The organism is Serratia sp. Z4, assembly GCF_009900725.1.
In the GTDB taxonomy this organism is placed as follows: Bacteria; Pseudomonadota; Gammaproteobacteria; order Enterobacterales; family Enterobacteriaceae; genus Serratia; species Serratia nematodiphila.
In genome coordinates this window covers 1,534,946-1,557,201 of sequence record NZ_JAAABD010000001.1, presented here as the reverse complement: position 1 = coordinate 1,557,201, position 22,256 = coordinate 1,534,946, and the positions used below count along the sequence as shown (strand labels likewise).

Here is a 22,256-nt window from a genome sequence, read left to right as displayed (position 1 = left end):
GTAAGAAAGTAAAAACAAACCGCATCACCGTTGCACATCCGCGCTGTCGTTTAACTGCGGTTTACTTTGCGGCGTATCGCCGGGCTGCGGCGCGTTGGCCGGGTCAAAAATGTGGTCGAGGATCGCGCGCGCGGTCGGCCCCGCCACCACGCCGTCGCCACCGCCGTTTTCCAGGATCAGCGCCATCGCCACCCGGGGATTTTTGTAGGGCGCAAACAGCGTATAAAAGATGTGATCGCGCAGCCGCACCGGGATCATTTTGGCGTTGTAAGTCTGGTTTTGCTTCAGGCTGAACACTTGCGAGGTGCCGGATTTGGCGGCGATCTGATACGGCGCGGTGTGGAACAGCTTGTAACCGGTGCCGTTCGGCAAGTTGGCCATGCCGTACATGCCGTTGCGCACGATGCCCCAGTAAGGCGAGTTGGGATCGCCGATCTGCGCCGTTTGCGCCGGCGGCTGGTAGCGCGTCACCCGGTTGCCCTGCTGCAGCGAATATAACAGATGCGGCGTTTTCACCCGGCCGTTGTTGAGCAGCGTGCTCAAGGCTTTCACCATCTGGATCGGCGTCGCCACCCAATACCCCTGGCCGATGCCCACCGAGACCGTATCCCCCTGATACCAGCCCTTTTTGTGCACCTTCAGCTTCCAGTCGCGGCTCGGCAGCACGCCGCGGTACTCTTCGTTCAGATCGATGCCGGTCGACTGGCCGTAACCGAACTGGCTCAGCCAGTGGTGAATGCGATCGATGCCCATCTCATACGCCACCTGATAAAAGAAGGTGTCGGCGGACTCTTCAATCGCTTTGGTGACGTTGAGCATGCCGTGGCCGGTTTTCAGCCAGTCGCGGTAGCGCCGCTCGGTGCCGGGCAGCGTCCAGGTCGGCGCGCCGAAAAAGGTGGTGGCGGGCGTGATCACCCCGGCGAACAGCGCCGAAACGGCCATGTAGGGCTTCACCGTGGAAGCCGGCGGGTACAACCCCTGGGTAACGCGGTTGATGAGCGGCAGATCCGGGTTGCCCAGCAGCGCCTTATAGGCCTGATAGCCGATGCCTTTGACGAAGGGATTGGGATCGTAACTGGGGCTGGAGACCATCGCCAGGATACCGCCGTCGCGCGGGTCTTCCACCACCACCGCGGCGCGTTGCCCCTTCAGCACCGATTCGATGTACTGCTGCAGCGGCAGATCCAGCGTCAGGTAAATGTTTTTGCCGGCCTTCGGCGGCTGCTCCTTCAGCAAGCGGATCACCCGCCCATGGTTATCCACCTCCACCTCCTGATAGCCGGTGGTGCCGTGCAGTTCTGACTCATAATAGGCTTCGATGCCCTGTTTGCCGATGTTGCGGTCGGCGGCATAGTTCTCGCTCAGGCCGGCCTTGTCCAGGCGCTTGAGATCGCTGTCGTTGATCTTCGACACATAGCCCAGCACGTGCGCCAGCTGGGCGCCGTAAGGATATTCACGCTGCTGATAGGTATCGATGGTCACCCCGTCGAAACGGTATTGATTGACGGCAAAGCGCGCCACCTCAGTGTCGCTCAGCCCGGTTTTTAGCGTCACCGGCTTGTAGCGGCTGTTGTGGTGCATATCGTCGCGAAACGCGCTGATGTCTTCCGGCGTCAGATCGACGATCGGCGTCAGCGCCTGCAGCAGCGCCGCCATGTCGGTGATTTTGCTGGGCGTGATTTCGACACGATACAGTGTCACGTTTCGCACCAGCGGAGTGCCATTGCGATCGAAGATTAACCCGCGGCTGGGGGCGAGCGGCAGCATCTTGATGTCGTTCTGGTTGGAACGCGTCTGGTAAAAGCCGTGCTGGCGGATTTGCAGCCGGTAGAGGTTAACGATCAGCGCGCCGAAGCAGACCACCACCAGCGCCAGCGCTACGCCTGCCCGGCGGATAAACAGCCTCTCTTCCGCAGAGTGGTCGCGAATTTTTTCTTTTAACAGGGCCATGCGGTGCCGGTACCTTTTGCGTCACATTTCCCCGTAAAATCAGGGAACTGAAAAGCCGGCAAGCATAGCGTTATCGAGCGCGCCGCCCCATGAAAAGGTTGCTAATGAAATGGCATAACTGTTTCAGCATATTGGAATGTTACCGTCGGCGTTTTTTTCACCGCGCGCCCCATTGAGCCGTCGTTCGCCCCAATGCTACAATGTGATCTGAATCACATTATTCCCGTTATTCCCCCGCATTTCCCTGTCGGCGCCCTGCCGGATGCGGCTTTTTGTTACATAGGATCGAGTTCGATGAGTACCATTGCCACCGGTTTAGTCATGATGCGCTGGGAGTTGCTGAGCGCCGTGATGATGTTCTTCGCCAGCCAGTTAAACGTCGTTTGCCGTAAAACCAGCCGCAACGGCATGGCGTTCATGTTCAGCAGCCTGGGCCTGTTTACCGCCTGCTGGTTCGTGATGGGCCTGATGGGCATCCACCTCACCCTGGAAGCCTTCACCCAATTCTGGTCATCGGCCTGGGATCGCTACGTGGACGTCGTCAGCACCATGCCGGCCGATTGGCCGATGCCGTAACCTCGCTGCACGGGCGGCGCATCTGCCGCCCCGCCGATTATTCCGCGTCCGTTGACGGCGCCGCCGCCAGCCGCGCCATCAACGCCCCCGCTTCGATCAGCTGCGCCTGTTCTTGCTCCGTTAAACAGCTTTCCATCGCCGCCAGCAGCCACGCCTCGCGCCGGGTGCGGCTTTGCTGCAACAGGCCCAGCCCGGCGGGCGTCAGGCGCACCCGCACCCGGCGTTTGTCTTCAGCATCCGGCGTGCGCACCAGCAGCCCATCGGCCTCCAGCTCCCGTAAGGCGGCCGCCAGGTTAGAGGAACGCATGCGCTCCGACTCCGCCAGCAGCGACGGCGTCGCCTCGCCGCCGTGACGATCGATAGCTCCCAGCAGCATCAGCTGGGCCCAGGATTTTTCGTCGCTGCGCGACTCGCGCCGCAAACGGCGCACCAGCGACATTAATTGCGTGCGCAGCAGCGTCACGTCTTCAGGATGATCTTTTTTCATTGGCATCAATAGATAACGATAGATTTGTCCGTACTTTCACACCGAGACCGGAAACGGTCAACCGAAATTGGCGGACGAAATATGCCAGCTCGCTATTGGCGGGTGCCGGCGTTGAGCGGCAACACCGCATGCACCGCCAAAGCGAACAGCAGACCGATGCCACCGCCCAGCAACACATTGACCACCCTTTCTGCGGCGATCGACGGCGCTTTTCCGGCAATCACCAACGCGCAGGCGATGCAGGCGCAACGGGCGCCAAACCCCAAGGTATAACGATGAAAAGACACCAGGGTGAGCATCGTCACCACGCTCAGCAGTTCATAACCCACATTGCCATGCGGCATGAGGCTACCCAGCAAAATACCGACGGGCACGCCCAGCAATGCGCCTGACGCACGCTGGCGGAGTTTGTTGCGCGTAGCGGCCATATCGCCGCTGATCACGCTGACGGCCGACCAGATCACCCATTGCCCGTAATCGAGGTGTTGCCACTCAACGATCGCCGCCGACAGTGCAACGGCACAACTTACGGCGAGCAAAGCCTCGCCGCAGGCCACGCGAGCGCCAAGCTCATCGCTGCGGCGCAGCTGGAGATAATGATGCAGGCTGTCACTCGTCGACAGCCGCGCTAGCCGCCGATGCTCTGCCAGTGCAAGCATCAGCACCGGCAAGACGGCTGCCCCCAGAAAAGGGAGCTGCGCCCAGCCGCATTGGGCTAATGGCGCGCCGGCGCCACCTTCAGCGGTTTCACACGCCAGATAAAGAGCCGGAATAAAAATAAAATTCCCCAGGGATCGCAGCTTGCCGCCGAACGCGGAGATCCCAACTGCCGCCGCCGCTGCCAACACGCACGCCAAAATGAAGATGACCGGCGTGTGCATGGCGCACAGCAGCGCCATAAAGAGTAGCAGCAATGCCGCCGCATGCAGCGCCACGCCGAGCGGCGCCAGTTCAAGGCGCTCGCAAACGACAAACAGCGATATGGTGACCACCGAAGCCTTCAGCCAGTTGGCATTGCCTGTCGCCAGGCTCAGGGCCAGCAACGGCGCCAACACCCATGCTCCCCGTCGCAGCTGACGCCAGGCGATTTCTTCACGCAGCAGCTTCACAATGCGCTCAGCTGTTCCAGCGTGACGATATCGGCAATAGTGGCAAGCGTTTCCATCGAGATCCGGTGCTCTTCCGCCGTGGCCGCCGCGCAAGCCTCTTCCAGTATCAGCACCTGATAATCGCGATCGTGCGCGTCGCGCGCCGTCGCCTGTACCGCCCAGGTGCTGCTGACCCCACAGATCACCAACCGTTCAATGCGGCGGGCGCGCAGCGTCGCATCCAGATTAGTGCCATAAAACGCGCTGACGCGCGGTTTTACGATGGTTAACTCCCCCAAATCAGACGCTAAATCAGGATGAAAATCCGTGCCCGGCTGGCCCAGTGCGATAGCGCCAAATTGATGCGCCTGCCCAAACATCCGCGAGTATTTGGGTTGATCGACATAGCCGGTCGCGAAACCGACTTTAACCAATATGCGCAGCCAATCCTTGCGCTGCGCGAGAGACAATGCGCTATTTGCCCGCGCGATGGCATCGCGCTCAATGACCTGCTGCGCCGAGCGCGCAATTTTTCCTTCCGGGTGGGAGATATCCACGATGTAATCCAGAGCGATCAGTGCGGTATTCATAGAAAGCGTCTCCTTGCCGCCGACACGGCGAAATGGGTAGAGAGAGTGTGGCGCCGCCGAATTGTTGAGCGGCTTGGTGGAGTAGCTTAAAATAAATACCTATGATAATATAGCTATTAATTTATAGCGAAATGTAACAACGCCGCCGACGGGCTTTACGTTTTCTCACGCATTTCCCCCGCGCCGGCCAGTTCGCGGTGTTATTATTATCTTGCTTAACAAATCCCTCCAAATTCAAAGTGGTACGACAAGTCGATGGAAGCGTGGAAAGTCAATCTGATCTCGGTCTGGCTCGGGTGTTTCTTCACCGGGCTGGCGATGAGCCAAATCCTCCCTTTTCTGCCGCTGTACGTCGAACAGCTCGGCGTCAGCGATCATCAGTCCCTCAGCCTGTGGTCCGGGCTGGTGTTCAGCGGCACCTTTTTGGTCTCGGCGGTGGTGTCGCCGCTGTGGGGCAGCCTCGCCGACCGCAAAGGCCGCAAGCTGATGCTGCTGCGCGCTTCGCTGGGTATGGCGATCGTCATCGCCCTGCAGGGGCTGGCCACCAACGTCTGGCAGCTGTTCGCGCTGCGCGCCCTGATGGGGCTGACGTCCGGCTATATTCCCAACGCCATGGCGCTGGTCGCCTCGCAGGCGCCACGCGATAAAAGCGGCTGGGCGCTGGGCACGCTCTCTACCGGGCAGATCTCCGGCGTGATCGCCGGGCCGCTGCTGGGCGGGTTGATGGCCGACCATCTGGGGCTGCGGGTGGTGTTTTTCGTCACCGCCGGGCTGATGTTCGTCAGCTTCCTGGTGACGCTGTTTCTGATTAAAGAACGGCGCATCACGGTGAAAAAAGCGGATCAGCTAAGCGGCAAGGCGGTATTCCGTTCGCTGCCTTATCCAACGCTGATCGTCACGCTGTTCGTTTGTACCCTGATGATCCAGCTGGCTAACTCCTCCATCAGCCCGATCCTGACGCTGTTCATCCGCGAACTGTCGGGCGACGTCAGCAATATCGCCTTTGTCAGCGGCATGATTGCCGCCGTGCCCGGCATTGCGGCGCTGATCTCGGCGCCACGCCTCGGGCGGCTCGGCGATCGCATCGGCACCGCGCGCATCCTGATCGCCGCGCTGCTGTTCACCACCGGCCTGTTCGCCGTGATGGCCTGGGTGAATACGCCGCTGCAGCTGGGCATTCTGCGCTTCCTGCTGGGGTTCGCCGACGGCGCGCTGATGCCGGCGGTGCAGGCGCTGCTGCTGAAGTATTCCTCCGATCAGGTGACCGGGCGCATCTTCGGCTATAACCAATCCTTTATGTACCTGGGCAACGTGGTTGGCCCGCTGCTGGGATCGGGCATTTCGGCGATGATGGGGTTCCGCTGGGTGTTCGCCGTCACGGCGGTATTGGTGCTTTGCAATGCGCTGCAGCTGCGGCATCAGTTCAAAAAAGTGGAAAATAAACGCGCGGGATAACGAGGAATGTGGGGAAACGCCTCAAGCAGTGGCGGGACAATGACGCCCATCAACCGTACCACCACTGCCAAAGGCGGCCGTAGCCTACTCGACACGATGAACGTTTGGTATTTATGTAAGTAAATAAAGTGTTGCGGGCGTGTGGAGGGCCGCCGCAGCGGCCCTTTTGGATCAGAACATGGTATTGTCGTTGGCCGATTTTTCCGGCACATCCTGATTGACGTCCCAATGCTCGGTGATTTTACCCTGATCGTTCACCCGATAAATATCCACGCTGGCGGTGCCGCGATCCTGCGGGTTATTTTGGTATTGGACGTGAACGTAGACCAGATCGCCGTTGACCGCGCTGCGGTATATTTTGGCGCTGTACTGCGGATTGTCTTTGAAGGTCTGGCTGAAGAAATCCAGGAACGGCTTGATGCCGTCGCCGACGAACGGGTTATGCTGCTTGTAGTTCTCCACAATCAGCTTTTGCGCCACGCTGATGTCATGACGGTTGAAAAAGCCCGCATACAGATCTTCCACCACCTTCAGCTTCTGCTGGGCATGATGATAACCGCCCTTGCCGGCCGATTTGTAAGACGCCGCCTGATCCGTTGACAGTGCCGGGTAACTCGCCAGCAAACCGCCGACGATCGCACAGGTGATCAATGCCTTTTTCATAACTGCTCCTTAGTTTCCTGAGTGACCTACGATTTTCAGCTGCCCTTTCAGATGGGTGAAGCTGCCGTCCCTGGCGGCGATGTTGGTGTATACCTCGCCGCGCTCAAAGTCCTCGACATGCGTCACGTTGTCGCCGGACTGTGGTTCATGCCAATAAACCATGTAGACCTTCGGCCGAATCTCCACCGCGGTGTACTGCACGGTATCGGTGATGCCCTGCGACGCTTCGCCGATACCGGTGAAGGTCATGGTCTTGTCATCGGTAAAATCCAGCTTGAAGGCGAAATCGCCGAAGGTCACCTGCACCACTTTACCGACCGCAATAAACTGCCCGTGTTTTTCCGTCATCGTCGCCGCCTTACTGTTTGTCAGGGTGGTTTGCGCCGCCAAAGCGGCAGGCAATGCCAGGGGGAAAGTCAGGGCTATCGCCAGCGCGATGCCCGTTCGTTTCACTGTTTTCATCGTTCCTTCTCCTTTCCGTGGTTGAAAACGAGAATCATTATTATTTCTTAACGGTTGGCGGAAATATAAGAATAATCTCTATTCCTATCAGGCACCTGGCGGCGAAAAAAGCGGGCGAAAAATCGCCGTAAAATGGCATGGCAATAGCGCGTTCTGGCCATTGGTTTTTACGCAATGAACGGAATTACTGCTTTCAGGAAGGGAAACCACTCGGGGATTTGATGGGTCTATAGCGCAGATCGCTTTAAGCTAATGCGTATTTATTCTTAAGGCCGCCCGCCGCAGGGAAACGGCGGCGAACGGCGTGGCGTTTAACGCAGCCAGGGCGTATAGGTGACGCCAACCAGCAACCCTTCCGGGCTGAGCAAACGGGTAACGCTTTGCCCCCACGGCTCTTCACGATTGGCGACCAGCAGCCGATAACCGCGATCGATTAGCCCTTGGGTGGCTATCGCCATGTCGGCCACGTCAAATTCGATCCACGCCTGCGGCACCGCGAGATCCGCCGGCCAGCGATCGTCGCCAAAGCAGGACTGCGCCGCCTGCGCCAGCGGCCACAGGGCGAAGTGCTTCACCCCGTCCAGCGCGCCCTGCTCGGCCAGCAGATAGGTTTCGTTGCCCGGCATCGGCTTGAGCGGCAGCCCCAGCGCCTCGACATAAAACGCCTTGCTCTCGTCGCTCTCACGCGTGATCGGCCCGAATCCGGCGACGAACAACACGCCCAGCCCGGCAAATGGTTGATCCATGCTTGCACTCCCTTCCGGTTAGCGCCCCTGCCGCACCTGCAGCGGAGCAAGTCCATAGGCCGCCTTGAAGCGGTTGCTGAAATGGCTGGCGGAGCTGAAGCCGCACGCCAGCGCGATCTCGGTGATCGGCTGTTGGCTATGCCGCAACAGCTGTTCCGCCCGCTGCAGCCGCGCGCGCATCACAAACTGGTGCGGCGCCAGGCCGGTCGAATGTTTGAACATGCGGGCAAAATGGTATTCGCTCAACCCGGCCTGCGCCGCCAGATCGGCCAACAACAAAGGCCGATCCAGGTGGCTTGCGATATATTCCCGCACCCGCCTGGCTGCCGCGGGAGCCAGGCCGCCGCGCCCCGCCGGCAGCTTCCACTGCAGCTGGCTGTAGCGCTGGATCAGGTGCGACATCAGCAGGTTCGAGGCGCTGCTGAGCGCCAGCAGGTTGGCGCTGTCCCGCCAGTCGCAGTTGAGCAAAAACTGGCGATACAGCAGCGTGATCTGCGGATCTTCGCCGAAGCTGCGCGGCTCCACGTTGATCGCCGCCGGGCTGCGATCCCAGGTTTGCTCCGCCAGCCGGCGCAGATGCCCGTCGGTACAATACAGATGCACGAACGACAGATCGCTGCGCACATCCCAGGTGGAAGCGTACTGGCGCGGCATGATGCAGAAGCGATCCGGCCCGCCGCCGTTGCGCCAGCCGCCCGGTACCTGCTGGTAGCACTCATAGCCGTCGGCGACGTACAGGCTCAGGGTATGGTGGTCGGCGCTTTCCTGCGTGACGCGATCGTTGCAGTTAGACCAGGCCGCCAGCTCCACGCCGGTGCCCAGCAGCACGCTGCCGTGCAGCCGCGCCTTGTGCTCACGCAGTGTTTCAAACGCCTGATAGTTGGACATCGCCGGCCCCGTTGTTCGACATTCTGACAGTGTAAAGAGTGGCGCCTCGGCATGCCAGCCGCCGCCTCGCGCTTTTACCAAAAAAAAGCGCAAGAATATGCAACTGGGCGCAAAGCGCTGCAAGCGCCGCCGCGCGCCAAAGCGGATACTGCGCCATCGGTTTTTTCGGAGTGAATAGAATGAATGCGCTGTTGTACCTCGCCGTGGTGCTGATTTGGGGCACCACCTGGATAGCGATTACCCTGCAACAGGAAGGCCCGGTGGCCATTCCCGTGTCGATCGCTTACCGTTTCGCCATTTCCGCTGCGGTGATGTTCGCCGTGCTGTTGTTAACACGCCGCCTGCGCCGCATCGCCCCGCGCGATCATCTGTTCTGCGTGCTGCAGGGCTGCTGCGTGTTCGGCTTCAACTTCTTCTGCTTCTACCATGCGGCGGCTTATATCAGCAGCGGGCTGGAATCGGTGATCTTCTCGATGGCGGTGCTGTTCAACGCCCTCAACAGCCTGCTGTTCTTCCGCCAGCGCCCCAGCCCCAACCTGCTACCGGCGGCGCTGCTGGGGTTGACCGGCATCGTGGCGCTGTTCTGGCAAGATCTGGCCGCCACCCGCATGGCGCCGGAGCTGCTTAAAGGCATCGGCCTGAGCGCGCTCGGCACCTACGGCTTCTCGCTGGGCAATATGATCAGCGCGCGCCATCAGCGCCGCGGGCTGGATATTTTTTCCACCAATACCTATGCCATGACCTACGGCGCGATGCTGATGGCGCTGATCGCCCTGGCGCAGGGCGCATCGTTCCAGATGGAATACAGCAGCCGCTATATCGGATCCCTGTTGTATCTGGCGATCTTCGGATCGGTGATCGCCTTCGCCGCCTACTTCAGCCTGCTCGGCCGCATCGGCGCCGGCGCGGCGGCCTACAGCACCCTGCTGTTCCCGCTGGTGGCGCTGACCATCTCAACGATTTACGAAGGCTACCAGTGGCATTTCAACGCCGTGCTGGGCCTGTGCCTGATCCTGTTGGGCAACCTGGTGATGTTCGCCAAGCCGGGGATGAAGTGGCGACGGGCGGGCATCTCAAAACAAAACTCAACCTTTTGAAGCTATTGCAAATATCGTTATCATCAGGTTTTGTTGATAACGGATGATGGCCAATGCTCAGAAGTGATGATGTGACACCCCGCGCCTACCAACAGGTGGACGTTTTCACCGCCACGCCACTGCAGGGCAATCCCGTGGCGGTGGTGCTGGAAGCCGAAGGGCTGAACGACGCGCAGATGCTGGCATTGGCCCGTTGGACCAACCTGTCGGAAACCACCTTTGTGCTTAAACCGACGCACCCGGCGGCGGATTATAAGGTGCGCATTTTCACCACCGAAAAAGAGCTGCCCTTCGCCGGCCACCCGACGCTGGGCACCGCCCACGCCTTGCTGAAAGCCGGATTGACGCCTAAACGCCCTGGAACGGTGATGCAGGAATGCGGCGTCGGTCTGGTGGCGGTCAATATCCTGCCGGAAGGCACATTGGCGTTCGCCGCGCCCGAAGTAGAGTTCCGCCCAATGGCGGCCGAAGAAACCGAACGGTTAACGGCCGCTTTACGGCCTGCAGTGATTGCAGCAGGCACCCCGCCGGTGATTGCCGAGATGGGCATTCGCTGGCTGATGGTGCGTCTGCCGGACGCGCAGTCCTGCCTGGCGGTAACGCCGGATCAGGCCACGATTAAACAGCTGCAAACCGCCTGTGATGTGGATGGCGTAGTGATTTATGGCGCCTGTTCTGCGGCCGAACCGGCCGATTACGAAATGCGCGCGTTTATGGTGGAATGCGGTGTTTTGATTGAAGATCCGGTAACCGGCAGCGCTAATGCCTGCCTGGCGCGCTTGCTGCAAGCCAGCCGCTTCCCCGACGGCCGCCAGACCGCACAGGGTTACCAGGTGCGCCAGGGCACCCAACTGAATCGAGATGGCCGCGTGAGCGTGCGCTTTATTGACGGCGAACCCTGGATCGGCGGGCAGTGCCGCACCCTGATTAATGGCACATTGGGTATTTAGTTTGGGGGATGTAGGATAAGGAAGGCGTTGGACATTTGGAGGGATGTTTGACCCTATCGGGTCGCGATTCATGAATTGCTAAAAACAAAGCTTTCCTCTGCTAAGTTATGTTCTTTCCTATGTTGCACATCCCAGTCAAAGTAGCCATCAGGCTGTTTGGATTCTACGCCTTTCAGCCAATACTGTTCACCATAAGCTATCAGCATTGCCCAATGATATTCAATTTCATGGCTCCTGAGACAGACAGCCGTATAACTGTTGATAGGCTTGCACACTAAGCTCGATGATAAAACCAATAACTCCGCGTCACTTTCAGACTTTTGCGCATATTTAACAATGATCGCTTTGAGCATTTCCACCCAAGTATAAAAATTGAAAACTACAGTTTCATTCGAGTCATTCTCATCCCGAAAAAGGATACCATCAACCAGACTAGATTTGTTAATCATTGGTAACCTCCATCAAATTAAAAATTCATTTATTATTAGGCTTAATACTAATGATGTCAATTAGAAAAATATCACTCATTTATTTCTCAGAAAAATATCATTGTCAGCGATACCGAAGTCAAGATAAAAACCCAACGTGGATTTTATATGCAGCCGACCGTTTAACCTTATAACATCAAGAAATGGGTTAGAGGTCGTAGAGTACATGAACCATTTCAATTTATTATACTTATCTGCTCTGACAATAAAACCATCACTCCCCATTTCGCCCTCCCCGCAAAATAAAACGTCACCATCAGGAAGCAATACCTTGTTGTTTATTTGAATTTCAGACCACAAATCATCACGTTTCTTAATGAGTGAGCTTAACGAAATAACACTCCCATATGAAATGCCATACTCCTTATTAAAAGTATTTTTGAAACCATCACTTTCTTCAGAGTAAATATTTATCTCTCTTGCTGTATTGTTTTCACTTGCAATGAGGTCCACTCCAATTAACTAACCACGCACCCATTTCTCTTGTATTTTCTTGATATCCATTTTACTTCCCGCCAATTATTTTATCAATTTTTGACCGCCAAAAAAGCACCCACCTATTTTCCAATGCCACAGAGTAGTTTTCAATTAAATAATAGTCATTTTCATCACTATGGGAAGTAAAACACTGATCAACACCATTGACAACCCATGATAGCAAATTTAAAACATCCTTATCACATTCGTTTTCTTTTAAAAACGCCCCTGAATTATTTATTAAGTCACTTAACAGATTTTCATCAAAGAACGACCTCTCAAAAAGCGAGTAGCAAAAAGTCCCTTCAATCAAGTCATTTTTGTTATTCATAACATCAAGCTTTAATTCCTTGCTCACATTGAACTCCTAATCATTCCATGGTTTTTTCTATGAAATCAAAAAGTCAAAAAACTCTTTGGCTCTAAATACAGTGAATTTTCATTGAATACAGTGAATTTTCATTGTCACCATCTTTATACCTGACGATGAACACTGAGAACGGTTCTTCACTATAATTCACTGCAATTATTTTAACTTCCCGTTCAGTTTTAAAAGCTTGTGAATAGATTGACATCATGTAAAATTGATCATCCACATCTACTTCAAACCACGGAGAGATGTTTTCAACTAAATGTGAATTAACAACCCCATCATCATCAATGTAAAATTCAAATATAACCTCACCGGATATAAAGTAAACCCTGTCATACATCGGATGAAAAAACGGTGGTGTATCCGAATCTATGTAGCCAGTAACAATTATATCACCACCCCATATTTAATTATATTCTCACTAAATTCACTCATATGTTCCATAAGCTAACGCCAGAATGAAAAATCAGATACGAAAATTTCGTTTATTATCACCCCGCCAGGAATATCGTTTATCGCATCGGCAATCTCATCATATGGGCATGGGAGGATAAACGAAATACCAAAGTCATCATTAATAACTATTGAACCATTGTATATTTTCTGTGATATCGTCAGCTTGATTATATCTGTTATTTCCATTCCGGGGAATATGATTCCATTGTAGCCCCCTTGGTAATGAGCATTACATCCAAGTGACAAAATGACACCGTCTTTATCAGTTATGACGGATAAGGTATTATCGACTGTATATGACTTTCGCTCACTCCCGTCAGGTAGGGAGTGATTTTTAATCTTAACGCTAAATCTGGATTGCATCTCATTAATATATAATGAAATATTTTCATTTAGAACGACATTCCCTATGGAAACACCAGACACAATCCTAGCGTTAAAATCAATCATGTTAGATACCGTAATATAAAATGATTTATCAATGTTTATGGATGGATATTTCAAAATTATCAAACCTGCTTTTAGATACTTTTTTACTCTAGATATTTAGAACCGACTGAGAATTGTCGGCTCTAACGCAGATTTAGAAATGGTTACATTGTTAACGTGAACACTAAGAGTCAGGATAGACGACTCTATAATCCTCATCCCTATGAAGCTTAGTCCAAATTCCATCCTTCCACTTCACATCTCCATCTCTTAGTATTTTTTTTATTTTTCTCTCAAAGTCTGGATTAAAAAAATCATTAGATTTTATTTTCACGTCGATCACATGATTATCATCACAAAGAACATCCCCTAATCTATCAACTCTATCTATAACCTCTATATTATAATCATCTAGTTCTGCTTTTGCCACATAGCGCCCCTTATCATCTTCACAAGGAAGTGAAACACCAAACGCCCTTTCCAGCTTAATAAGCAGCTTATCAAATGGAATGTCTTCCAATAATAAAATACCTAATTGCCTATTCTCGTTCACAGCCATTCTCCATTTCATGAACATCCGGAACGCCCTAACCTTCTTTGGACGTCGCCTTTTCTAGCCAGATCATCTAACTCATGGGTGTAGAACACCCTAAACCCAAATGGTTCATTTCTTAACCCTGGGAATTTCTGCCTTAACTTCGAATCGATAGACTCCTCTATTGATTTCATCCCCCCAAGCTTAGATGCGTCCCGGCGTCTGTTCCTAAACTCAGGTGAACTAGCTAAGTAATCCGACTTAATAAATCCATCAACATCGAAATCATTCATGTTAATAGGTCTAGCAATCGCAGGATCATGGGACTTACTTATTCCACTTGCAGCACTACCTCTATATCCAACGGTTGCGTTTGGATCTATCTTCTGTATAGCAGGAAGATGTTCCAATAGAATCTCATCAATTTGTTGCTGAAGGCTATTTAAGCCACTAAGTCCTAGAGGATCTATCCATCCCAAAGGATTTGGAGCATATCTATAAAGGTTCAACCCGCCGCGTAGCCCTATCGGATCCTGCGTGGTGAAACGCCCCACCTCGGGTTCGTAGTAGCGGAACAGGTTGTAGTGCAGGCCGCTTTCGTCGTCCTGATATTGCCCGGCGTAGCGCAGCGGCTGCTGGTATTGCACGCCCTGCCGCTTCGCCGCGCCGGCTACCGTCTGGCCCTGCAGCTTGCCGAAGGTGTCGTACTGCCCGGACCAGCACAGGTTGCCCGCTGCGTCGGTCACTTCCAGCGGCGCGCTGTTCAGATCGGTGTGATACCAGTAAATATCCGCCGAGCGGCTGTCGCCCGCCTGCTCCAGCGCCGCCAGTGGGCTCCACGGGCTGGCCGGATCGTAGCTCCAGCTGCGGCGGCTGCCGTCGTCGCGCTGCTCCTGCAGCAACCGGTAGCCCTGCCACAGGAAACGGGTCGTCTGTTCGGTTTTGCCCTTATAGCGCACCGTTTTGCGGCTGCGGCGGCCCAGCGCGTCGTAATGATACTGCGCCTCGAACTCACCCTGCGGGCCGCGGCCGTGCGCCTGCACCAGCCGGTTGTCGGCGTCGTAGCGGTAGTGCTGTTCGTACAGGCCGTTGCGCCGGCTGATCAGGTTGCCCCAGGCGTCGTAACGGTAAAACAGTTTTTGCCAGTGCGTCAGGCGGTTGTCGGCGATCGGCGCCAGCGGCAGGTGCGCGTCGATGTCGCTCTGCGGGCTGCGTTCGCCCAGCAGGTTATCCGCCAGATCGTACACCAGCCGTGCGCCCGGTTTGCCCTGATTGGGTTCGCGGTGTTGCAGCAGGCGGCCTTCGGCGTCGTAACCATAGTGCACTTCGCCGCGCAGCGCGTCGCTCACCCCGGCCAGCTCGCCGCGGCCGGTGTAGCGATAGGCGCGCCACAGCACGCCGTCTTCCGGCCGGGTCAGTTTATCGTGGCCGAAGGCGCTGCTCTGCCAGCTGCGGCGGCCCATGGCGTCGTAACGCCGCTGCTGCTGCAGCGCGCCCTGGCTACGGCCGGTTTCCCGGTGCAGGCGATCGCGGGTGAACTCGCTCACCACCTGCTGGTTGAATTTGATGGCGCTGGCGTGGCCGGAGCCGTAATACAGCCACTGCAGGCGATCGCCCTGCGGCAGCGTCAGCGCCTGCAGGTTGGCCAGCGCATCCCACTGGTATTGCAGCTCGCCGTTCACGCCCTGTTCGCCGAGCAGCCGCCCGGCGGCGTCATAGCGCATCTGCACGCTGTCCGGCTCGATGCCCAGCGCCGCGCCGCTCGCCGTCGGCAGGCGGTTCAGCTCGCGCAGCCGCCCCATGGCGTCGAAACGGTAATGCCATTCCGCGCTGGCGTTGCCGCGCCAGACCAGCTGCCCCGCCTCGTCGAAGCGGAAGCGCTGTTCGCGCTGCGTCAGCTCACCTGCGCTGCCCGGCAGGCCGACCTCGCGGTGCTCCTCCAGCAGCCCGGCCGCGCCGTAGCGATAATCGTGGCGGGTGTCGTCCGGGCGCTCTTCGGTCAGCACGCGGCCCACCGCATCGTAGCTGAAGCGGTATTCGCCGCCGTTGCCGTTCTCCAGCCGTGTCAGCCAGCCCTGCGGGCTGTAGTGATAGCGCCGGGTGCGGTTGATGCGATCGGTGATGCTGACCGGCAGCCCCAGGGCGTTGTACTGCCAGCGGGTCAGGCTGCCCAGTGCGTCCTGATGCTCGGCCAGCTGGCCGTGCGCATTCCAGTTAAAGCGCTCTTCGCCACCGTCCGGGTGGATCAGGGTGTGCAGGCGCCCGCCGTTATCCCATCGGTAATGCGTCTGATGGCCTTCGGCATCGGTCTGCGTCGTCAGTTGCCCCAGCGCATCGTAGGTATAAGCCGTGACGCTGCCGGAACAGTCGGTGTAGCGCGTCAGCTGGCCGCGGGCGTCCCACTCCAGCTTCACTTCCCCGCCCAGCGCGTCGATCACACTAGCGGGCAGGCTCTCTTCGTCATCCGGATAGCGGTACAGCGTGGCGTTGCCCAGCGCATCGACATAGCGCGTCGGGCGCCCCAGCGTGTCCCAGTGCTGCGCTTCGCTGCTGCCGTCCGGGTAGGCGACGGCGAACAGCCGGCCGCTGTTGCGCGAATATTGATAGCGCGTCACGCGGCCGAGCGGATCGGTCTCCGACAGCAGGCGGCCGTAAGGATCCCATTCGCTCTGGCGCTGCGCGCCGCCGGGCAGCAGCACGCTGCACAGCTCGCCGCGTTGGTAGATAAAACCGTAGCGGCGCTGGTCGAAATCGGTGTACTGCGCCACGTTGTCGTCGTCATCCAGCCGCCACTCCGCCCGTTTGCCGTCGCCGCGCACTGCGCTGCGGCGCCCGCCGGCGAAGTCGTAACCGAACTCAAGGGATTCCCCGGCGCTGTTGCGGTAGGCCGTCACGCGCGGCACGCCGTCGATCTCTTGCCATTGGTATTCGTTCAGCAGCCCGGCGGCGTCCTGGTGGCTGATCATCAGGCCGTCGCGCCAGCCAAAGCGCCGCGTCACCTCACCGGCGCGGTTGCTCACCGTCGTCAGTTGGCCCTGCTCATCGTAACCATAACGCGCCAGCGTTCGTTCACCGTCGGCGGTTTGCAGCGCCACTTCGCGCAGACGGCCCTGTGCATAGCGGCACATCAGGCGCTGCCCGGCGCTGTCCACCAGTTCGCTCAGCAGCCCCTCGTCGTCGTAGAACAGCGAGGTGGCGTTGCCGATGGCGTCGGTGATCATGCTGAGCCGGCTCGGCTGGTCGCCCGCCAGCGGCGGGTAGTGGAAAATCTGTTCGCCGACGTCAAACAGCTGCCAGCTGCCGTCGTCGTTGTGCATCAGCCAGCATTTTTCGGCTTCGCAGTAGGTTTTATGGCCGCGCGGCACCATAGGGAAAGCGACGAAGTCGCCGGAAGGCGCACGCCACACCAGGCCGTCCTGATACGGCTGCAGGCTGCTCTCCCAGAACAGGTTCCAGCCGCGGCCCAGTACGCCGTCGCCGGGGTTGCCGCTGCGCCAATAGCGCTGCCAGGCGACCGGCAGCCGCGAAGGCAGCACGAAATCGAGATCGTCTTCGCCGTCGAGGAATTTCTGGCCGCTGACGATATCCACCGGCCGGGCGATAATGCCGACCGCGGCGGTCGCGGTCATCAGGGTGCCGGCGCGGCAGGCGATGCGCGCCAGTTTGTTGATGCCGGGCAGCTTGCCCAGCAGTTTGCCGAGCGCCCCCAGCTTGCCGGCGGCGCCGCCCACGCCGCCCACCAGGCCGGCGAACAACAGCGTCAGGTCAGAGACCTTGTACAGCCAATCCGGCACTTCGGGCTTGATCGGCAAGGTGGTGACGGTGCCGCCGCCAATAAACACGTTGGGCGAGCCTTCCATCACCTGCGCGTCGCAGTTGGTTTTGTCCCCCACGCGCGAGGCGGGCTGGCCGTTGATGCTGACCTTATCGGAGCCCTGCGCCATCTGCATGCTCGGGCCGTCGTCGCTGCAGGCCACCTGGCTGTTGGTGGCGAGCGCAGCGGGTTTGCCGTTGATGAAGACGTTGGCGGAGCCGGTGACGATATTGCCTTTGGGGGTCAGGCTACCGGCACCGGCGTCGGCAATGCCGTCGCGCGCCGCGGTGGCCGCCTCCCCGGTGAGATACCCCACCGCCAGGCTGGCGCCGATAAGCAGCACGCCGACGCCGATACAGGAAGCCGCCAGGCCGGCAACGAACAGCGCGCCCGCCGCCACCGCGCCTGCGGCGGCGATCAGGCCGCCGACAAGGGTGCCGGCAATCATGCCGGCCAGGGCATGGGAATGCCCGATGGTATCGCCGACGCGAGCCGCTTCGGTCATCGTAAGTTCCTTTTACGCAAAGAGTTCATCGTTATGCCGCCCGGTAGCTGCTCAGCACCTGCTGCAGCAGCGCGTCGTCTTGCGGCGTCAGCTTGCGCGCCATCGCCAGGGTGAACACCAGCACCCGGCCCTCCGCCAGCGCGAACACCGCCTGGTTCTGCCAGATGCGTTTGCCGTCGCGCAGGTAGCTGGCGCGCACCCACTCACCGGCGGCCAGCCCATCGCCCAACGTCGCCGGTTCGCGGCTTTTGAACGCCCAGCCTTTCAGCCCCTGCGCCAGCGCATCGAGCTGGCGGGTGACGTACCCTTCCAGGCTCTCCGCCGGCTGCAGCGCATCGCGGGAAATATTGACTGAGGGGGAAACATCATCGCCGGCCAACAGGACGTTGACCGTACGATCGGCATAGCCTTCCGGCAAAGCGACGCTGCCTTCGCTAAAAGCGCAGCGGGATAAAGCGGACATGCGAGGATCCTTTTGCATAAATAATGCTTAAGCATCGCATAACTTAGCCTTGAAATAAAACCATCAGATACGGCGAATGTTGCGCGGCGTGACCGCGTTCACTGTGCAAAAGAGCGGTGCCGGAATCTGGCCGGGAATCAAACCGTCATATTACAGAATTATCTGAATCCACCGGCGCGCCGCCGCGCCGATTATGGCTATACTCGGCTTTCGTCCGTTTTTCAGGAGATCAGGATGCTGAGATTCACCCGTAGCGCGCTGCTGTGCGCCGCGCTAGCCGCGTTCGCCGCCGGCGCCGCCGAAACGCCGACGTTCGGCCCGGAGCTGCAGGGCTTTCACTACCCCTACCCGTTGCAACAGTTCAGCTTCACCTCGCAGGGGCAGCCGTTAAAAATGGGCTATATGGACGTGCCGCCGGAAGGCACCGCCAACGGCCGCACCGCGCTGTTGCTGCACGGTAAAAACTTCTGCGCCGCCACCTGGCAGGACACCATCAAGGCGCTGAGCAAGGCCGGTTACCGTGTCATCGCGCCCGATCAAATCGGCTTTTGCTCCTCCACCAAGCCGGCGCATTACCAGTACAGCTTCCAGCAGCTGGCGCAAAATACCCACGGCCTGCTGCAGAATCTTAAAATCAGCAAGGCCATCGTCATCGGCCACTCCACCGGCGGCATGCTGGCCACGCGCTACAGCCTGATGTACCCGCAGGCGGTGGAACGGCTGGTGATGGTCAACCCGATCGGCCTTGAGGACTGGAAGGCGAAAGGCGTGCCGTGGCGCAGCATCGATCAGTGGTTCGCGCGCGAGCTGAACACCTCCGCTGAGAGCATCCGCAATTATGAGCTGCACACTTACTACGGCGGCCGCTGGAAGCCGGAGTACGATCGCTGGGTGGACATGCTGGCCGGGCTGAACAACGGGCCGGGCCATCGCCTGGTGGCGTGGAACTCGGCGCTGATCTACGACATGATCTTCACCCAGCCGGTGTATTACGAGTTCAAGGATCTGCAAACGCCCACCACGCTGATGATCGGCACCGCCGACACCACCGCCATCGGCAGCGATATCGCCCCGCCGGCAGTCAAGGCCAAAATCGGGCATTATGATGTGTTAGGCAAACAGGCGGCGAAACTGATCCCGCACGCCACGCTGATCGAGTTCGCCGGGCTCGGCCACGCGCCGCAAATGGAGGAGCCGGAGCGTTTCCATCAGGCGCTGCTCAAGGCGCTGCAACCCTGAGCGGCCGGTTGGCGCGGCCGCTGCACGGCGGCTAAACTTTCAGCTGGCACTCAATTGCAGGAGACAGCCATGCGACAGATTATTGCCAGCGCGTTCGTCAGCCTCGACGGCGTGATGCAGGCGCCCGGCGGGCAGGACGAAGACCGCAGCGGCGGCTTTCGCTTCGGCGGTTGGACCGCCCCCTACTGGGATGACGCCGTCGCGGAAACGATGAGCGATCTTTTCTCGGCGCCTTTTGATTTGCTGCTCGGGCGGCGCACCTACGATATCTTCGCCGGTTACTGGCCGCAGATCACCGATGAGGCTGACCCGTTTTCGGCCGATATCGCCCGCACGTTCAATCAGGCGGTCAAATACGTCGCCACTCATCACGGCGAGACGCTGGCGTGGCAGAACAGCCAGTGGCTGGGGCGGGACATCATCGCCCGGCTGCGCGAGCTGAAGCGCGCCCAGGGGCCGGTGCTGCTGGTGCAGGGCAGCAGCACCCTGATGCAACAGCTGCTGGCCAACGATCTGGTGGACGAACTGCGCCTGCTTACCTACCCGGTGTTGCTCGGCGCAGGCAAGCGGCTGTTCGATGACAACGCCGCGCCGGCGGCCTTCACGCTGACCCAATCGGTGGTCTCGCCCGGCGGCGTGATCGTGGCCCACTACCGCCGCGCCGGCGAGGTGGCCACCGGCGACTTCACGGTGGAAAGCGCAGCGGCCCAGCCGTAAAAAAAGGGCCGTTCGGCCCTTTTCTCTTTTCCTTCCTCGCCCTCAGGCAAACAGAATATCGCTCTGCTCCACCTGCCCGACCACGTGGATCTTGAAGTCGGCGGCGTAGCTGTTGCTCTGGGTGTTCATCAACAGATCGGTAGTGCCGTTGAAGGCGTCGAAGTTGAGTTGGATCTCGCCTTTCTGGCCGCTGAAGGCGCTGCCGCTGTCGATAAAGCGCAGCTCGCTCAGGCTGTTGTTGAAGCGCAGGCCGGAGAGATCGATCTTGTCGATGCCGTGCTCGAAGTCTTCAATCACGTCGAACGCCGCCAACGTCGACTCTTTGGCGTTGAGATAGACGAAATAGTCGGTGAAGTTATTAGCGTCTTTGCCGCCCCACAGATGATCCGCCCCCAGACCGCCGTACAGGATATCGGAGCCGGCGTTGCCCGCCAGCAGGTTGTCCTGATCGTTGCCGATGATCACATCGCGCCCGCTGCCGCCGATGGCGTTCTCGATGATCGCCCCGCGCGCGATGGCGACGTTCTGCGTGCCGCCGCCGACGCTGGAGAACGCGCCGTCGTTCAGGTTGATCATCTGCTGCTGGCTGTAGCCGGAGAAGTCCAGCGTGTCGTTGCCGCCGGCGTCCCACACCGCGAAGTTGACCGGTTTGCCGTTGTCCGCCGTGGCGGTCAGGAAATCGCGCCCGGTGTTGGAGTTGAAGCCGTACACCGTGTCGCCGGTGCGGGTGCTCATGTTGGCGCCGTACAATTTTTGGATCGCGGCGATGTCATCCACCATCGGGCCATAGCCGTACACCCCTTTGGTGTCGGCGCCGGTGTAACCGGCGTTGAAATAGCTCATGATCGAGTATTGCAACGAATCCTGATAATAGGCGGCATCGTTCTGGTAGCTCGGGTTGCCCAGCGACGCGTCATAAGATCCCGGGTGCGCCAGCCCCAGAGCATGCCCCAGCTCGTGGGTGAAGGTCTGGCTGCTGAAGTCGCCGCTAACCGGCGCCTTATGGGTGGCGAAGTTTTTGTTGAACCACACCGTGCCGGCGAAGGCGTTATCGCTGCCCGCTTTGGAACTCGGCGGGTAATAGGCGTAAGCGTTGATGGCATTCGGGCCGCTGCCGGCGGCGGTGCTGCCGTCGGCGCGCTGGGTGAAGTAAGCGAAGGTAATATCCGCGCGGTGGTTGATGTCGGTGGACGCCGCCGCAGTAAAGGTTACGTTCGCCACATCGGCCCAGGCCTGCATCGATTTCAGCGCCTGAGCCTGCGCCGCCAGGGTCAGCGGCTGCAGCCCCTTGTCGCCGTCGCCGGTCTGGCCGATGCGGTTCAGCGCGCTCTGCGTCAGGAAGGAATAGGTCAGCGCCACCGGCTGGTGATACGCCTGATCGCCGTTGTGCGTCAGGCCCGGCCGCGTCAGCTGATCGGCGGCGCGATCGAAGCTGAAGTTATCGCGGATTTTACCCAGGTTGTTGATGGCTGCCCCGCCGCGCTGGTTGCTGTACAGGTTAGCGTTGTCCAGCGTGAACAGCGCGCCGTAGCCCAATCCGTCATAGGGGCTGCCGGGCTGGTGATAGTAAAACTGATAGTTGTGATCGTTGGGGGATGTGGCGGCCAGGCTGGTGAACTCATCGTCATCTTGCAAAATGTCGTTGTGGCGACTGCTCATTGCATTCTCCTTTTACACAGTAGGAATCCACTCGCTTTGTAAGACTATTCATCAGTCGTTCTAATCTAAGCCAAGGCTTAGGATTGACCAGTATAGTAATTAACCCCGACGGCGCGAGCCCACGCCGCCGCGCATCACCGCTCCGGGCG

The 22,256-nt window shown here is 58.3% G+C and carries 22 protein-coding genes; 6 read left to right on the top strand and 16 right to left on the bottom strand.

Annotation, left to right across the window (positions count from 1 at the left end):
• Positions 1 to 24 precede the first annotated feature (24 nt).
• The gene (gene mrdA, locus GT753_RS07720) at positions 25 to 1,950 is read right to left on the bottom strand and encodes a penicillin-binding protein 2 (protein WP_021504562.1); all 1,926 of its coding nucleotides are present in this window, start codon (positions 1,948 to 1,950) and stop codon (positions 25 to 27) included.
• 294 nt (positions 1,951 to 2,244) lie between these two features.
• Between mrdA and GT753_RS07715 the strand changes: the two genes are divergently transcribed.
• Positions 2,245 to 2,526 (top strand): YjcB family protein, encoded by a 282-nt coding sequence (locus GT753_RS07715; protein WP_004940713.1) that lies wholly within the window; start codon positions 2,245 to 2,247, stop codon positions 2,524 to 2,526.
• 37 nt (positions 2,527 to 2,563) lie between these two features.
• Here GT753_RS07715 and GT753_RS07710 read toward each other — a convergent pair whose 3' ends face one another.
• The 3 genes from GT753_RS07710 to GT753_RS07700 all read right to left on the bottom strand — a co-directional run bounded on the left by GT753_RS07710 (position 2,564) and on the right by GT753_RS07700 (position 4,691).
• Positions 2,564 to 3,013: a MarR family winged helix-turn-helix transcriptional regulator gene (locus tag GT753_RS07710; protein ID WP_015377827.1), complete on the bottom strand. Its 450-nt coding sequence runs from the start codon at positions 3,011 to 3,013 to the stop codon at positions 2,564 to 2,566.
• A 92-nt stretch (positions 3,014 to 3,105) separates the two neighbouring features.
• Positions 3,106 to 4,122, bottom strand: a complete 1,017-nt coding sequence (locus GT753_RS07705) for an FUSC family protein (protein ID WP_021504561.1) — start codon at positions 4,120 to 4,122, stop codon at positions 3,106 to 3,108.
• On the bottom strand, positions 4,119 to 4,691 hold the full coding sequence (locus GT753_RS07700) for an isochorismatase family cysteine hydrolase (RefSeq protein ID WP_015377825.1): 573 nt from the start codon (positions 4,689 to 4,691) through the stop codon (positions 4,119 to 4,121). Before GT753_RS07700 ends, GT753_RS07705 begins: the two co-directional genes overlap by 4 nt.
• 255 nt (positions 4,692 to 4,946) lie before the next feature.
• Here GT753_RS07700 and GT753_RS07695 point away from each other — a divergent pair, with 255 nt between their 5' ends.
• On the top strand, positions 4,947 to 6,146 hold the full coding sequence (locus GT753_RS07695) for a multidrug efflux MFS transporter (RefSeq protein ID WP_015377824.1): 1,200 nt from the start codon (positions 4,947 to 4,949) through the stop codon (positions 6,144 to 6,146).
• A gap of 171 nt (positions 6,147 to 6,317) precedes the next feature.
• On the opposite strand, the gene GT753_RS07690 is transcribed toward GT753_RS07695, so the two are convergent.
• The 4 genes from GT753_RS07690 to GT753_RS07675 form a co-directional block, all read right to left on the bottom strand.
• The gene (locus GT753_RS07690) at positions 6,318 to 6,809 is read right to left on the bottom strand and encodes an ester cyclase (RefSeq protein WP_021504558.1); all 492 of its coding nucleotides are present in this window, start codon (positions 6,807 to 6,809) and stop codon (positions 6,318 to 6,320) included.
• Between the two features lie 9 nt (positions 6,810 to 6,818).
• On the bottom strand, positions 6,819 to 7,271 hold the full coding sequence (locus GT753_RS07685; RefSeq protein WP_015377823.1) for a MoaF N-terminal domain-containing protein: 453 nt from the start codon (positions 7,269 to 7,271) through the stop codon (positions 6,819 to 6,821).
• A gap of 311 nt (positions 7,272 to 7,582) precedes the next feature.
• Positions 7,583 to 8,017, bottom strand: a complete 435-nt coding sequence (locus GT753_RS07680; protein WP_049299018.1) for a glyoxalase/bleomycin resistance/dioxygenase family protein — start codon at positions 8,015 to 8,017, stop codon at positions 7,583 to 7,585.
• 18 nt (positions 8,018 to 8,035) lie between these two features.
• Positions 8,036 to 8,905 (bottom strand): helix-turn-helix domain-containing protein, encoded by an 870-nt coding sequence (locus tag GT753_RS07675; RefSeq protein WP_048323389.1) that lies wholly within the window; start codon positions 8,903 to 8,905, stop codon positions 8,036 to 8,038.
• A 179-nt stretch (positions 8,906 to 9,084) separates the two neighbouring features.
• Between GT753_RS07675 and GT753_RS07670 the strand changes: the two genes are divergently transcribed.
• Both GT753_RS07670 and GT753_RS07665 read left to right on the top strand, forming a co-directional pair.
• Complete coding sequence (locus tag GT753_RS07670) at positions 9,085 to 10,002, top strand: DMT family transporter (protein ID WP_021504554.1); 918 nt, start codon at positions 9,085 to 9,087, stop codon at positions 10,000 to 10,002.
• 53 nt (positions 10,003 to 10,055) lie between these two features.
• On the top strand, positions 10,056 to 10,952 hold the full coding sequence (locus tag GT753_RS07665) for a PhzF family phenazine biosynthesis protein (RefSeq protein WP_160125454.1): 897 nt from the start codon (positions 10,056 to 10,058) through the stop codon (positions 10,950 to 10,952).
• Between the two features lie 68 nt (positions 10,953 to 11,020).
• Here the strand turns inward: GT753_RS07665 and GT753_RS07660 are convergent, their stop codons facing one another.
• From GT753_RS07660 to GT753_RS07630, 7 genes are all read right to left on the bottom strand, one after another.
• Positions 11,021 to 11,401, bottom strand: coding sequence for a hypothetical protein (locus tag GT753_RS07660; RefSeq protein WP_015377818.1), 381 nt, complete (start codon positions 11,399 to 11,401; stop codon positions 11,021 to 11,023).
• Between the two features lie 75 nt (positions 11,402 to 11,476).
• Positions 11,477 to 11,893: a hypothetical protein gene (locus GT753_RS07655; RefSeq protein ID WP_021504552.1), complete on the bottom strand. Its 417-nt coding sequence runs from the start codon at positions 11,891 to 11,893 to the stop codon at positions 11,477 to 11,479.
• A 52-nt stretch (positions 11,894 to 11,945) separates the two neighbouring features.
• A complete protein-coding gene (locus GT753_RS07650; protein WP_031299968.1) occupies positions 11,946 to 12,275 on the bottom strand; it encodes a hypothetical protein in 330 nt (109 codons plus the stop codon).
• A 462-nt stretch (positions 12,276 to 12,737) separates the two neighbouring features.
• Entirely contained in the window at positions 12,738 to 13,196 is a 459-nt protein-coding gene (locus tag GT753_RS07645) for a hypothetical protein (protein ID WP_075686905.1), read from the bottom strand.
• 163 nt (positions 13,197 to 13,359) lie between these two features.
• Positions 13,360 to 13,734, bottom strand: a complete 375-nt coding sequence (locus tag GT753_RS07640) for a hypothetical protein (RefSeq protein WP_230199816.1) — start codon at positions 13,732 to 13,734, stop codon at positions 13,360 to 13,362.
• 8 nt (positions 13,735 to 13,742) lie between these two features.
• Positions 13,743 to 18,029 (bottom strand): RHS repeat-associated core domain-containing protein, encoded by a 4,287-nt coding sequence (locus tag GT753_RS07635; protein WP_160125453.1) that lies wholly within the window; start codon positions 18,027 to 18,029, stop codon positions 13,743 to 13,745.
• A 31-nt stretch (positions 18,030 to 18,060) separates the two neighbouring features.
• Positions 18,061 to 18,492: a DcrB-related protein gene (locus GT753_RS07630; RefSeq protein ID WP_004940742.1), complete on the bottom strand. Its 432-nt coding sequence runs from the start codon at positions 18,490 to 18,492 to the stop codon at positions 18,061 to 18,063.
• 234 nt (positions 18,493 to 18,726) lie between these two features.
• Between GT753_RS07630 and GT753_RS07625 the strand changes: the two genes are divergently transcribed.
• Entirely contained in the window at positions 18,727 to 19,731 is a 1,005-nt protein-coding gene (locus tag GT753_RS07625; protein WP_118892063.1) for an alpha/beta fold hydrolase, read from the top strand.
• A 69-nt stretch (positions 19,732 to 19,800) separates the two neighbouring features.
• Positions 19,801 to 20,448, top strand: coding sequence for a dihydrofolate reductase family protein (locus GT753_RS07620; RefSeq protein WP_015377814.1), 648 nt, complete (start codon positions 19,801 to 19,803; stop codon positions 20,446 to 20,448).
• Between the two features lie 42 nt (positions 20,449 to 20,490).
• On the opposite strand, the gene GT753_RS07615 is transcribed toward GT753_RS07620, so the two are convergent.
• Positions 20,491 to 22,107: a serralysin family metalloprotease gene (locus tag GT753_RS07615; RefSeq protein ID WP_160125452.1), complete on the bottom strand. Its 1,617-nt coding sequence runs from the start codon at positions 22,105 to 22,107 to the stop codon at positions 20,491 to 20,493.
• Between the last annotated feature and the right edge of the window lie 149 nt (positions 22,108 to 22,256).